The 12,125-nt window shown below is 67.8% G+C and carries 12 protein-coding genes and 1 other RNA gene; 7 read left to right on the forward strand and 6 right to left on the reverse strand.

Features of this window, described 5'->3' with window-relative positions:
* Window positions 1–20: 20 nt before the first annotated feature.
* Both ACE3O8_RS04405 and ACE3O8_RS04410 read right to left on the reverse strand, forming a co-directional pair.
* The gene (locus ACE3O8_RS04405; RefSeq protein WP_374387188.1) at window positions 21–752 is read right to left on the reverse strand and encodes a superoxide dismutase; all 732 of its coding nucleotides are present in this window, start codon (window positions 750–752) and stop codon (window positions 21–23) included.
* Between the two features lie 165 nt (window positions 753–917).
* Window positions 918–1,154, reverse strand: a complete 237-nt coding sequence (locus ACE3O8_RS04410) for a lipoyl domain-containing protein (RefSeq protein WP_374387190.1) — start codon at window positions 1,152–1,154, stop codon at window positions 918–920.
* 284 nt (window positions 1,155–1,438) lie between these two features.
* On the opposite strand from ACE3O8_RS04410, the gene ACE3O8_RS04415 reads away from it, so the two are divergent.
* Both ACE3O8_RS04415 and glpD read left to right on the forward strand, forming a co-directional pair.
* Complete coding sequence (locus tag ACE3O8_RS04415) at window positions 1,439–3,631, forward strand: DNA/RNA non-specific endonuclease (protein ID WP_374387192.1); 2,193 nt, start codon at window positions 1,439–1,441, stop codon at window positions 3,629–3,631.
* A 45-nt stretch (window positions 3,632–3,676) separates the two neighbouring features.
* Complete coding sequence (gene glpD, locus ACE3O8_RS04420; RefSeq protein WP_374387194.1) at window positions 3,677–5,140, forward strand: glycerol-3-phosphate dehydrogenase; 1,464 nt, start codon at window positions 3,677–3,679, stop codon at window positions 5,138–5,140.
* Between the two features lie 7 nt (window positions 5,141–5,147).
* On the opposite strand, the gene pdxH is transcribed toward glpD, so the two are convergent.
* Complete coding sequence (gene pdxH, locus ACE3O8_RS04425; RefSeq protein ID WP_374387196.1) at window positions 5,148–5,732, reverse strand: pyridoxamine 5'-phosphate oxidase; 585 nt, start codon at window positions 5,730–5,732, stop codon at window positions 5,148–5,150.
* 121 nt (window positions 5,733–5,853) lie between these two features.
* Here pdxH and ACE3O8_RS04430 point away from each other — a divergent pair, with 121 nt between their 5' ends.
* Genes ACE3O8_RS04430 through fabI form a run of 3 tightly spaced genes read left to right on the forward strand, consistent with a single transcriptional unit; the run spans window position 5,854 to window position 8,473 of the window.
* Window positions 5,854–6,747 carry a DnaJ C-terminal domain-containing protein gene (locus ACE3O8_RS04430; protein WP_374387198.1) on the forward strand — a complete coding sequence of 298 codons (894 nt, stop codon included), beginning with the start codon at window positions 5,854–5,856 and terminating at the stop codon, window positions 6,745–6,747.
* 1 nt (window position 6,748) lies between these two features.
* Complete coding sequence (locus ACE3O8_RS04435; protein ID WP_374387200.1) at window positions 6,749–7,645, forward strand: YihY/virulence factor BrkB family protein; 897 nt, start codon at window positions 6,749–6,751, stop codon at window positions 7,643–7,645.
* A 36-nt stretch (window positions 7,646–7,681) separates the two neighbouring features.
* On the forward strand, window positions 7,682–8,473 hold the full coding sequence (fabI, locus tag ACE3O8_RS04440) for an enoyl-ACP reductase FabI (RefSeq protein WP_374387212.1): 792 nt from the start codon (window positions 7,682–7,684) through the stop codon (window positions 8,471–8,473).
* Window positions 8,474–8,520: 47 nt separating this feature from the next.
* Here fabI and ACE3O8_RS04445 read toward each other — a convergent pair whose 3' ends face one another.
* Window positions 8,521–9,408 (reverse strand): hypothetical protein, encoded by an 888-nt coding sequence (locus ACE3O8_RS04445; protein WP_374387202.1) that lies wholly within the window; start codon window positions 9,406–9,408, stop codon window positions 8,521–8,523.
* A gap of 136 nt (window positions 9,409–9,544) precedes the next feature.
* Between ACE3O8_RS04445 and aroC the strand changes: the two genes are divergently transcribed.
* Window positions 9,545–10,621, forward strand: a complete 1,077-nt coding sequence (aroC, locus tag ACE3O8_RS04450) for a chorismate synthase (RefSeq protein WP_374387204.1) — start codon at window positions 9,545–9,547, stop codon at window positions 10,619–10,621.
* A gap of 27 nt (window positions 10,622–10,648) precedes the next feature.
* Here aroC and ACE3O8_RS04455 read toward each other — a convergent pair whose 3' ends face one another.
* Together ACE3O8_RS04455 and ACE3O8_RS04460 are read right to left on the reverse strand one after the other, a co-directional pair.
* The gene (locus ACE3O8_RS04455) at window positions 10,649–11,032 is read right to left on the reverse strand and encodes a hypothetical protein (RefSeq protein ID WP_374387206.1); all 384 of its coding nucleotides are present in this window, start codon (window positions 11,030–11,032) and stop codon (window positions 10,649–10,651) included.
* Window positions 11,033–11,048: 16 nt separating this feature from the next.
* The gene (locus ACE3O8_RS04460) at window positions 11,049–11,414 is read right to left on the reverse strand and encodes a DUF4870 family protein (protein ID WP_374387208.1); all 366 of its coding nucleotides are present in this window, start codon (window positions 11,412–11,414) and stop codon (window positions 11,049–11,051) included.
* A 66-nt stretch (window positions 11,415–11,480) separates the two neighbouring features.
* Between ACE3O8_RS04460 and rnpB the strand changes: the two genes are divergently transcribed.
* An RNA gene (gene rnpB / locus ACE3O8_RS04465) (RNase P RNA component class A) lies at window positions 11,481–11,856 on the forward strand.
* The last annotated feature ends 269 nt before the right edge of the window (window positions 11,857–12,125 follow it).

Genomic DNA, 12,125 nt, shown 5'->3' on the forward strand with positions numbered 1-12,125 from the left:
ACGGGCGCAGCATGGCCAGATCATCGGCGCTTCGCAATCGCTTCGGCGTAGAGTTCGTTCACGCGGCCCCAGTTCACCACATCCCACCATTTGCCGAGATAGTCGGCGCGGCGGTTCCGGTAGCTGAGGTAATAGGCATGTTCCCACACATCGTTCGCCAGGATGGGCGTGCCCTTCACGGGCGCAAGATCCATCAGCGGATTGTCCTGGTTGGGGGTGGAGGTGACGGCGAGCCGGCCTTCGGGCGTGACGACGAGCCAGGCCCAGCCGGAGCCGAACTGGCTGACGCCGGCCTGCTGGAAGGCGGCCTTGAACTTGTCCAGCCCGCCCAGATCCCGGTCAATCGCGGCAAGCAGCTGGGCGGAGGGCTGGCCACGCTGTCCTTCGGGGGCCATCAGCGCCCAGAAGAAGCGGTGGTTCCAGTGGCCGCCGCCATTGTCTCGGATGGATTTGGGCAAGGTGGAGACGCGGGCGAGGAGCTGTTCGAGCGACAGGCCCTTGAGCGCGGGATCCGCCACGACCGCCTTGTTCAGATTGTCCACATAGGCGCGGTGATGCTTGCCCCAGTGCAGCTCCATCGTTTCCCGGTCGATCACGGGGGCGAGCGCATCGAAGCCATAGGGCAGCGCATGCAGCACGAACGGGCCCGCGGGCGCCGGGGCCGGTGCCGGGGCCGGCGCGGCCTGCGCGAGGGCGGGGGCCAAGGCGGCGGGGCTGGCGGCGAGAAGAAGGGCGGCGACGGCTTTCAGCATCCGGGGCTCCTTTGCTGGGGGTGGCGCCTTGCTAGCGACTTGTTTCAGCCGCGCAACCTGCAAACGGGTCGCAGTTTCCCGCCGGGCCGCAGAAGCGGGCGTCCTGCCGTCATTCGATGACGGCCCCCTATCCCCCGTCATTCGATGACGGCCCCCTGTCCTCCGTCATTCGATGACGGCAACGACATCCCCCCGGTTCACCACGCTTTCGGGCTGGGCATGAATGCGCAGCGTGCCCGATGCCGGGGCTTCGAGTTCGAGCGTGACCTTTTCCACCAGCACCTCGGCGATCACCTGGCCCTGCGTGACCCAGGCGCCATCATCGTGCAGCCACATCAGGCTCGATCCGGTTTCCGAATCCTCTTCCCACAGGTCGTCGGGGATGGTCACGTCAGTCGCCATGGTGCGTCAGCCTTTTCGCGCGTCGTCTGCCGATCGGGGCATATCGCCGGGCGGCCGGCGCCACTCAAGCGCGACCTTTGCATGGCAGCAGCCCACACTGCCGCCCACCCGCCGACCTCCCCAATCGGCTATGGGCCTCGTCTAGCGCAGCCGCGTGCGGGCCACGCCCTCCCGCTTGTGGCAGCGCACCTCCCGCCCGCCGGGAAAATGGGCTATGGATTGCGACGGGTCGGGTGTGTCGCGGCAGGTTCATGGGACCGCCGCGCGGGGCTTGGGGGGCGCGCGTGATTCTTCGTCTGGAAGAACAGGTCGCCAAGGCGAAAGCGCGGGCGGCGGACTTCGACCTGGGGCGGCTGGCGGCCGGGGCGCTGGATGCGCCGGTGCGCGCGCTGGCGCCCGACAGGGCGATCGCGGACAAGCGGAAGTTCCTGGAGGACGGCCATGGCCGGGCCGAGGCGGCGCGGCTGCTGGAACGGGTGCTGGAAGGCAATGAGCTTCAGCCGGTGAACTATCTGGAGCGAGGCGCGGCCGCCGCCCGGGCCGTGTGCCGCATCACCATCCGCAATCCGGGCGGGCGGCATATCGGCTATGGCACGGGTTTCCTGGTGGCGCCGGGCTTCATCCTGACCAACAACCATGTGCTTCAGGGGGCGGGCTTTGCCGCGCAATCCTTCGCGGAGTTCGATTTCGCATTGGGCGCGGACGACCGGCCGCTGCCGCCGGTGACGGTGGAGCTGGATCCGCAGCGCTTCTTCGCCACATCCGAACCGCTGGACTTCACCCTTGTCGCCTGCCGGGAGACGGCCCGGGACGGGCGACCGACAGCGGGCTTCGGCCATTTGCCGCTGATCCCGCAGACGGGGAAGGTGATCGAGGGCGAGTGGCTGACGATCATCCAGCACCCCGATGGCGAGCCGAAAAAGGTGTGCGTGCGGGAGAACCGGTTCCTGAAGCGGACGGACGATGTGCTGTGGTATTCGACGGATACCATGGGCGGATCCTCCGGCTCTCCGGTGTTCAACAACGACTGGCAGGTGGTGGCGCTGCACCACAGCGGGGTGCCGGATACCGGGCCTGACGGGCGCTGGCTGACATGGTCTGGCGAGCCCTATGACGAAGGCCGGCACGGCGAAGGCGACATCAAGTGGATCGCCAACGAAGGCATCCGCGTGTCGCGCATCGTCGCTGCGCTGGCGGCCGAACATGGCGGCAACCCGGCCCTTCAGCCCTTCATGGCCGCTGCCGCAGAGGCGACGCCGGCCATCACCCACCACCCGGCAGTCCCGGCAGCCGGGCCGGCAGGAGCCGCGCCCATGCCCGCATCCGCCCGCACCCTGACCGTGACGCTGACCATCGGCCCGGACGGGGCCGTCAGCCTGGGGGATGTCCCGCCCGTGCCGGCTTTGGCGGCGCCCGGCATCCTGACGCGGAGCGCGCGGGAGGATGTGAGCATCGACCCGGATTACGGCAACCGGCGGGGCTATCGGCCGGACTTCCTGGGCGGGTTTGCGAGCGTTCCGTTTCCGCAGCCTGACGACGCCCGGCTGGCGGCCGCCGCGCCGCTGATCATGCCCGGCGAGGCCGAACGGCCGCCCGCCGACCTGGCCGACGCGCTGCTGGCCTATGACGGCTATTCGCTGCTGATGCATGCAGCGCGGCGGCTGGCCATCGTGTCTGCGGCGAACGTGGATTTCGCGAACCGCTATGCCGCGCTGGACAGCCGCACGGAGGACTGGCGGATCGATCCCCGCATTCGCGCGGAGCATCAGCTGGGCAATTTCTTCTATCGCGGCACGCAGGCGCGGAAGAACCGCTTTGACCGGGGGCATCTGACCCGGAACGAGGACATGGAATATGGCGTCACGAAGAAGGCGGCGGTTCAGCGGGCGCGCGACACCTTTCACTATACCAATTGCGCGCCCCAGCATGAGGCCTTCAACCAGCGCACCAGCTGGCAGGACGGCGGGCAGACGTACGCCATGTGGCAGGGGCTGGAACGGCACATCCTGGAGGATTCGATCGAGCGGAAGAATTTCCGGGCGATGCTGTTCACCGGCCCGGTGCTGGCCGACGACGACCCCGAATGGGACCGCTTTCCCGGCATTCCCTATCCGTTGAAATTCTGGAAGGTGGCCGTGGCGGAAACGCTGGAGGGCGGGGGCCTGTTCGCGACCGCCTTCCTGATGGACCAGAGCCGGGTGATCGAGGTGGAAGGGCTGGAGCGGGCGGGCGTGCCGTTCGAACCCTTCGCCTTCCAGGTGCCGGTGAGCCGGATCGAGGGCCTGACCGGCCTGAGCTTCACCTGGCAGCCGGCTGGCGGGGACGTGCAGCCGCTGTCGACGGCGGACGTGCTGGCCCGGAACCCGCAGGAGGCCATGCGCCGGCGGCGGGCTGCGCCGGCGGAGGCCGCCGGGGGCACGCCGCTGCCGGAGGATCATGTGCCGCTGCTGGGGCCTGACGACATCATCCTTCCCTGACGCCGCCCCTTCCCGAATCCGGGTGGCGTCCGCTAAGCAGGGGGGATGGCCGACGCCGATATCCTGGACCTGCTGATCATCGGAGGCGGCGTGAACGGCGCGGGCGTTGCGCGCGACGCGGCCGGGCGGGGGCTGAAGGTGGCGCTGCTGGAGGCAGGCGACATCGGGGGGGCGACATCGTCGGCCTCTTCGAAGCTGGTGCATGGCGGGTTGCGCTATCTGGAGTTCCGCGAATTCGCGCTGGTGCGAAAGGCGCTGGCCGAGCGCGAGGTGATCCTGCGCAACGCCCCGCACATCAGCCGGCCCATGCCCTTCCTGCTGCCGCTGGAGCCGCATCTGCGGCCGCGCTGGATGATCGGGCTGGGGCTGTTCCTCTATGATCATCTGGCCCGCCGCCGGGAAGTGCCGGGCAGCCGGGCGGTGGAGCTGCAGAAGGATGCCGCCGGGCCGGCCTTTGCCCGGCACCTGCGCCGGGCCTTCCGGTACTGGGACGGCTGGATCGACGACAGCCGGCTGGTGATCCTGAACGCCCGCGACGCCGCCGACCGCGGCGCACTGATCGCGCCGCGCGATCCCGTGACGGCGGCGCGCCGGACGGATTTCGGCTGGGAGGTGGAGACGGCGTCCGGCCGGCGGGTTGCCGCGCGCCGGCTGCTGAACTGCGCCGGGCCCTGGGCGGGCGAGGTGGCCGGGCGGCTGATGGGGCTGGCCGACGCGCCGCGCCTTTCGCTTGTGCAGGGCGGCCATATCGTGACCCGCAAGCTGAACCGCACGGCGGACGCCTGGATGCTGCAGCAGCCCGACGGACGGATCATCTTCGTGATCCCATGGGAGGGCGAGTTCAGCCTGATCGGCACCACGGAAACCCCCGTGGACAGCCCCGACGCCCCGAAGCTGACGGAGGCCGAGGAAGCCTATCTGCTGGCGGCGGTGAACCGCAGCCTGGCGAAGCCGCTGTCGGGCGCGGATATCGTCCACCGCTTTGCCGGGATCCGCCCGCTGGTGCTGGAAGAAGGCAAGGGCGCGCGGGAGACGACGCGGGACTGGCAGCTGGTGCCGCATGCGGGCCAGCAGGCGATGACGGTGGTGGGCGGCAAGATCACCACCTACCGCCTGCTGGCGGAAGCGGTGCTGAAGCAGCTGTTCCCGGAGACGAAGCGCTGGACGCACAATGCGCCGCTGCCGGGCGGGGACGTGCCGCGGCTGGGCGGCACGGCGCGGGCGGATTTCGACCAGTGGCTGATGCAGCTGAAGCTCAACCACAACCTGTATGACCCGGCGATCGTGACGCGCATGGCGCATCTGTGGGGCACGGAAGCGGACGGCATGCTGTCGGCCGGGCTGGGCGCGAACATGGGCGGCCTGTTCGAGGCGGAGCTGCAGCACATGCGCGACCGGGAATGGGCGACGACCGCCGAGGATGTGCTGTGGCGACGCACCAAGATGGGCCTGCACATGGATGCGGCGGGGCAGGCGAAGGTGCGGGCCTTTTTCGGCGGCCCGGCCTAGGCCCGGATCAGGGGAAGAGCAGGCCTTCCGTCCAGCCGCCTTCGGCCTGCGTGAACAGGGTGCGCCAATGCTGGCGGCCGGGGCGGTCTTCCCAGAATTCGATGGTGCGGGGTGTCAGTCGGTAGCCGCCCCAGTTCTGCGGCCTTGGCACCTCTGCCGGGAAGCGGGCGTCCATTTCGGCCAGCCGGGCTTCGAAGGTTTCGCGCCGGTCCAGCGGTTCGGACTGATGCGAGGCCCAGGCGGAGAGCTGGTTGGGGCGCGGACGGGTGGCGAAATAGGCGTCGCTTTCGGCAAGGGTCGCCCGCGCGATCGCGCCGCGCACCCGCACCTGCTTGCGCAGCGACTTCCAGTGGAAGGCGATGGACGCCGTGGGGCACTGGCGGATCTGCCGGCCCTTGGCGCTGTCGTAGTTGGTGAAGAGGAGGAAGCCGCCGGCATCGAAGCCGCGCATCAGCACGATGCGCACGTCGGGCATGGGCGGCCCGTCTGCTTCCATCTCCACCGTCGCCAGCGCGCAGGCGCCGGGATCATTCACCTCGGCGGCTTGCGCCTCGGCAAACCAGTCTCCAAAAAGCGCATATGGATCGGTCATGCCCACCCGCTAGGCCCCTGTGCGCCCAGCCGCAAGACAGTGCCTTGTCGCAAGCCGTGACTGCGCCTATATCGAGTGTGGCTTTTATGCAACAGTTTGCGTGCAGGACCTGTAACCACTGATGGCAGATCTCTATTCCGAACTGGGGGTTCCCCGCACGGCCGACGCGGCCGCGATCAAGCGCGCCTATCGCAAGCTGGCGAAGGAGCTGCACCCCGACCGGAACAAGGACAATCCCAAGGCGGCCGACCGCTTCAAGCAGGTGACGGCCGCCTATGACATCCTGTCGGACCCGGACAAGAAGGGGAAATACGACCGGGGCGAGATCGACGAGCAGGGCAATCCGAAGTTCGCGGGGTTCGGCGGCGGTGGCTATCGGCCGGGCGGACATTCGGGTGGCAGGCCCGGCGGGCGGGCGGCGCCCGATTTCGATTTCGACTTTGGCGGTGACCCTTCGGACCTGTTTTCCGAGCTGTTCGGCCGGGCATCCGGCGGGCGATCCGGCGGGTTCCGCCAGCCGCCGCAGCGCGGGGCGGACGTGAACTACCGGCTGACCGTGCCTTTTGCGGATGCAGCCCTTGCCCGCACGGTGCGGCTGGCGCTGCGGAACGGGAAGACGATCGAGCTCGCCATTCCGAAGGGCGTGGAAGACAATCAGCAGGTGCGCCTGCCCGGCCAGGGGGACCAGGGGCCGGCCGGCGCGGGCGACGCGCATGTGACCTTCCTGATCCAGCCCGACGCCCGCTTCGCGCGCGACGGGTTCGACCTGCGCACGGATGCGATGGTGCCGCTGGAGACGGCGGTGCTGGGCGGCAAGGCCCGCGTGCCGACGCCCGAAGGCGAGGTGATGGCGACGATCGCGCCGGCGACGTCTTCGGGCAAGCTGCTGCGGCTGAAGGGCAAGGGCTTCACGAAGAAGGACGGCAGCCGGGGCGACCTGCTGGCGCGCGTGCTGGTGGAAGTGCCGGAGGATGCCGGGCTGGCCGAATTCCTGAAGGCCCGGGTGCAGGCCTGACATGGCGGCGCCCGGCGCGCATCCGGGGGGGCTTTCCGGTTGGCCGTCGCGGCAGCTTCACCGGTTTGCGGCGCGGCTGCCGCGCACCTATGCCGTTATCCGCCGCACAGTGGGGCGGACCCTGCGCGACGGCTATATCCACGCCGGCAACCTTGCCTATCTGAGCCTCGTGACGCTGTTGCCGCTGATCATCCTGATCACGGCGGTGACGGCGGCCTTCGGGGAAACCGATGCCGGGCGCTATGCGATCGAGGGCGTGCTGCGCGCGCTGCCCGCCAATGTGGCGGAGCTGTTCGAGCCGGTGATCGACGAGGTGCTGGAGGCCCGCACGGGCAATCTTCTGTGGGTGGGCGGGATCGTCGCGCTGTGGACCGTCACCACCTTCATCGAGACCCTGCGCGACATCATCCACCGGGCGTTCGAGGTGCCCTTCACCCGCAACTTTCTGGAATACCGGCTGATGTCGGTGGGCGGCACGCTTGTCGCCATGCTGCTGGTGATCATCGCCTTCCTGTCGCAGTTCGTGCTGGTGGTGGCGGCGAAATCGATCACCCACCTGTTTCCGGATCGGCTGCAGCCGCCCGGCTGGCTGGACCTTTCCCGGCTGGTGACGCCGGTGTTCGTGTTCCTGGCGCTGTGGGCGCTGTTCAAGATGCTGAGCCCGCAGGGCTTTCGCGGGGCGGCCGCCTGGCCCGGCGCGCTGGTGACGACCGCCGCCTGGGTGGTAGGGCTGCTGCTGCTGGGGCCGGCCTTTTCGCTGTTCGGGCACATGGGCCTGACCTATGGCGCGCTTTCGGGCGTGATGCTGGCGCTGCTGTTTTTCTATGCGGTGGGGTTTGCGCTGGTTCTGGGGACGGAACTGAACGCGGCGCTGGCATGCGAGCCGCCCGCCGGATAAAGGCGGGCAGGTGATTGGAGGCGTTTCATGGGACTGATGACGGGCAAGCGCGGGCTCATCATGGGGGTCGCGAACGATCGTTCGCTGGCCTGGGGCATTGCGCAGAAGCTGAGCGAACAGGGCGCGGAGCTGGCCTTCAGCTATCAGGGCGAGGCGCTGGAGAAGCGGGTGCGGCCGCTGGCGGAATCGCTGGGCGCGCCGCTGCTGTTCGATTGCGACGTGTCCTCGGACGACTCGATCGACAAGCTGTTCGCGGATCTGGCGGGGCATTGGCCGACCATCGATTTCGTGGTGCACGCCATCGGCTTTTCCGACAAGAACGAGCTGCGCGGCCGCTATGCCGACACCAGCCGGGCGAACTTCCTGATGTCGATGGACATCAGCTGCTACAGCTTCACCGCCGTCTGCCGCCGCGCCGGGGCGATGATGCCGAACGGCGGGTCGCTGCTGACGCTGAGCTATTACGGCGCCCAGAAGGTGGTGCCGCACTACAATGTGATGGGCGTGGCGAAGGCCGCGCTGGAGGCCAGCGTGCGCTATCTTTCGGTGGATTTCGGGCGCGACAACATCCGGGTGAACGCCATTTCCGCCGGGCCGGTGAAGACGCTGGCGGCGAGCGGGATCGGCGATTTCCGTTATATCCTGAAGTGGAACGAACTGAACGCGCCGATGAAGCGCAACACCACGCTGGACGATGTGGGCGGGGCGGGTGTGTATCTGCTGTCAGACCTCGCCTCGGGCACGACGGGCGAGGTGCTGTATGTGGACAGCGGCTATCATGTGGTGGGCATGAAGGCCGAGGACGCGCCGGATATTGCGCTGGCTTGAGGCGGCGAGTTGGCGCCAAACGCCAACCCGCCAATTTCCGCTCAGTCTTACTCGACGCCGAAGTCGAAAACGCGCGCCGTCATGGCGCCTTGTGTTCCACCGCCCGACAATGCCTGGATGAAGCCATACTCACCCGGCGCCAGATCGGCCTTGGGCGTCACGCGATAGACTCCGGGCCGAAGCATTTCGCTTTCGAACGGAACCTGATCCTTTTCCATGACGCCGGTCTTGGAGCCGCCGATGTTGATGCGGCCAACCTTTGCATCCCGACGATTTTCGCCTTCGGCAAAGCGAACGAGAGAGACCTCGGCGGGGGATGACGTGGTGGTTCCCACACCGCTGGCCCAGGTGCTGGAGTTGGCGTTCTGCAACCCGCGAGGGACTGATTCCTCGAAGAAGGCATAAAAGACCGGCCGGCGGCTGTTGGTCTGCACCCTGGCGCTTTCGCCCGGAATGCTGGCCTTGATGCTGGCGGAGGCCAGACCCATCGTCAGTGCATAACCAAGCACGTTGCTGGTGCGCGCCTGATTCGACATTGTCGGGTCGATGCGCGTCATTTTCCCGTCGCCGCTTGTCTTTTCGAGAATGTAGAGCCCCGGATAATGCGGCACATTCGGATCGGCAGAGTCGACGGAAAGTTCGGCCACCTGTGCTGCGGGCGCGGGATTGATCATTGCAGCCATTACGGTGCCGGAAACGCCGGCAGCTTTCAGGGCAATGAGACCATCCGTTGAAAGATCAAATTCGGTCTTGCCGCTGCGAATCTTTGCAACCACCGCTTCGTCGGGGAGACCGGCCCTCACCAGTGTAACAACGTCGCTGTTTCTCATTGCGGCAGCCGCAGGGGCGGATGCCGTGTTTGGCGAATTCTGTGCGGAGGCCGGGCACACGGACATCAGGCAGGCGGCACCTGCAAAAACTACGCGAAACAACATGCAAAGAGGATCCTTTTGTCTTGGTTGTGCCACGGACCATGACGCTTGGCCGACCCAAGTCAAGCGGCCCGTTGGAGGCCGGGACGGACAATTGCAATGATTGCCATTCCGGCGGCCATCCGCCATTCCCGATCCCATGTCGCACAACAGCTTTGGTCATCTGTTCCGCTTCACGACCTGGGGGGAATCCCATGGGCCGGCGTTGGGGGCTGTGGTGGATGGGTGTCCGCCGGGGCTGGTGCTTTCGGAAGCGGATATCCAGCCCTTCCTGGACAAGCGGCGGCCGGGCACCAGCCGGTTCACCACCCAGCGGCAGGAGCCGGATGCGGTGGAGATCCTGTCGGGCGTGCATGAGGGGCGGACGACGGGAACACCGATCAGCCTGATGATCCGCAATGTGGACCAGCGATCAAAGGATTATTCCGAAGTCGCGGTGAAATACCGGCCCGGCCATGCGGACTATGCCTATGACGCCAAATATGGCTTCCGCGATCCGCGCGGGGGTGGGCGCTCCTCTGCGCGGGAAACGGCGGCGCGGGTGGCGGCGGGCGCTGTGGCACGCGTGGTGCTGGGGCCGGGCGTTTCGATCAGCGCCTGTCTGGTGGAGCTGGGCGGGGACGCCATCGACCGGGCGAATTTCGACGTGGCCGAAATCGGCCGCAACCCCTTCTTCTGCCCGGATGCGAAGGCTGCAGCGCGCTGGGAAGCCGCGCTGGATGCCGCGCGCAAATCCGGATCCTCGCTGGGGGCCGTTGTGGAAGTTGTGGCGAATGGCGTGCCGGCGGGCTGGGGCGCGCCCATCTATCACAAGCTGGACGGGCAGCTGGCCGCCGCGATGATGTCGATCAACGCCGTGAAGGGCGTGGAGATCGGGGACGGGTTCGGCGCCGCGAAGCTGCGCGGCGAGGAAAATGCGGATGCGATGCGGCCCGGGCCGGACGGGCGGCCGATGTTCCTGGCGAACCATGCCGGCGGCGTGGCGGGCGGGATTTCCACCGGGCAGCCGGTGGTGGTGCGGCTGGCGCTGAAGCCGACAAGTTCCATCCTGACGCCCGTGCAGACGGTGACGCAGGGCGGCGAGGCTGCCGAGATCGTGACGAAGGGCCGGCATGACCCTTGCGTCGGGATCCGCGCGGCGCCGGTGGCGGAAGCGATGATGGCGCTGGTGCTGGCGGACGCGATGCTGATGCACCGGGGGCAGACCGGGCGCTGATCGCGTCTTTCCTCTGAGCAGGGCGGGTTATTCGTCGGCGCTCAGGTCGTCCTCGCCCCAGTCGCTGTCGAGATCTGACAGGTCGCTGTCGAGATCGGGGATGGACTCCAGCTCGTCGTCGCCGGGGTCGGTGTCGCCCAATATGTCTTCCTCGTCGTCGTGCATCGGTTCGCCCTCGAAGGCGCCGGTGTCGATCTGGCCCGATTCGACCATCTCGCGCATCACGTCGACCAAGTCATCGGGTTCGTCGTCGTAGAGGCTTGTCCGGTCCGACGGGCCGTGCACGCTGTCTTGCAGGGCGGGTTCGGGGTGGAGGGCATCCTCGGCCACGTCCTGCGCCTGCGGGCCGTCGTCCTGCTCGCTGTTGAAGGCTTCGGGCGCTTCGGCGGCATCTTTCGGGCGCGGGCTCATCGCGGCGGTCCTTTCCTCAGACGAACCAGGTTGTCACATTCTCGACCGGCTGGTGCTTCTGTGCGGCCATCAGGCTCTTGATTGCGCGGGCGGCGAACCAGACGGCGACCAGCGGGAACAGCGCCCAGGCCAGCAGGCCGAAGGTGAGGATGGAGCCGACGAGCGCCACGAAGGACCAGACGAAGCCGATCCAGAAGGTGCGGATATGATAGCGGAAGTGGCTGTCCTGCCAGCTTTCGTGCGGTTCGCCGTTCCAGACATAGGCGAGGATGACGCCGATGATCGAGGTGATGCCGGCCAGGAAGCTGCCCACATAGAGCAGGCTGATGATCGTCGGCCGGTTCATGTCGAAATCGTTGGTTGTGGTGGGCTCGTTCGCCAAGGCTGCCTCCTGTCGATATCGGGGGAACTTGACCTTTTCGGGCCTCGCGCACAAGTGAAAGCGGTGCCAGAAGCCTGGGCGGCCGCGTCCCCGAGAGGGGTCGAGGAAAGTCCGGGCTCCAAGGATCGACGGTGGCGGGTAACGCCCGCCGGGGGTGACCCCAGGGACAGTGCCACAGAAAGCAGACTGCCATCCGGGCCCTTCGGGCTGATGGTGATGTCGAAAGGGTGCGGCAAGAGCGCACCGCGCGGCTGGTGACAGGCGCGGCACGGCAAACCCCACCGGGAGCAAGACCGAATAGGCGCATCGTGCCGAGAGGCGGGCCTGATCCGGCCTGGATGTGCGGGTTGGTTGCTGGAGATGCGTGGCAACACGCATCCGAGAGGAATGGTCGCCGCCCCGGCAAGGGGAACAGAACCCGGCTTACAGGGCTTCTGGCACTTTATTGTTTTGGTCCTCAGGCGCCGGCGGGCCGCATCCGCGGCCCTTGGCTTCGCGCCATTGGGCGCGGCGGCCGGTCGGCCTTGCGGCCCTGCGGGCCGGGCTTGTGTTGGTCCTCAGGCGCCGGGCGGGCCGCATCCGCGGCCCTTGGCTATCCTCGCATTGGCTCGGGCGCGCGGTCGCGCTTGCGGTGGCGTTCGCCACCGGGAATTGTGTGGTCCCTCAGGCGCCGGGCGGCGGGCATCTGCCCGCCTTGGCTTCGCGCCATTG

The organism is Sandaracinobacter sp. (assembly GCF_041909755.1).
GTDB lineage: Bacteria > Pseudomonadota > Alphaproteobacteria > Sphingomonadales > Sphingomonadaceae > Sandaracinobacteroides.

Excerpts from the sequence above, each read along its gene's own strand:
- ACE3O8_RS04430 (WP_374387198.1), top strand. The coding sequence starts at position 5,854 with ATGGCAGATCTCTATTCCGAACTGGGGGTTCCCCGCACGGCCGACGCG.
- glpD (WP_374387194.1), top strand. The coding sequence starts at position 3,677 with ATGGCCGACGCCGATATCCTGGACCTGCTGATCATCGGAGGCGGCGTG.
- ACE3O8_RS04445 (WP_374387202.1), bottom strand. The coding sequence starts at position 9,408 with ATGTTGTTTCGCGTAGTTTTTGCAGGTGCCGCCTGCCTGATGTCCGTG.
- ACE3O8_RS04410 (WP_374387190.1), bottom strand. The coding sequence starts at position 1,154 with ATGGCGACTGACGTGACCATCCCCGACGACCTGTGGGAAGAGGATTCG.
- ACE3O8_RS04455 (WP_374387206.1), bottom strand. The coding sequence starts at position 11,032 with ATGAGCCCGCGCCCGAAAGATGCCGCCGAAGCGCCCGAAGCCTTCAAC.
- fabI (WP_374387212.1), top strand. The coding sequence starts at position 7,682 with ATGACGGGCAAGCGCGGGCTCATCATGGGGGTCGCGAACGATCGTTCG.
- ACE3O8_RS04435 (WP_374387200.1), top strand. The coding sequence starts at position 6,749 with ATGGCGGCGCCCGGCGCGCATCCGGGGGGGCTTTCCGGTTGGCCGTCG.
- aroC (WP_374387204.1), top strand. The coding sequence starts at position 9,545 with ATGTCGCACAACAGCTTTGGTCATCTGTTCCGCTTCACGACCTGGGGG.
- pdxH (WP_374387196.1), bottom strand. The coding sequence starts at position 5,732 with ATGACCGATCCATATGCGCTTTTTGGAGACTGGTTTGCCGAGGCGCAA.
- ACE3O8_RS04405 (WP_374387188.1), bottom strand. The coding sequence starts at position 752 with ATGCTGAAAGCCGTCGCCGCCCTTCTTCTCGCCGCCAGCCCCGCCGCC.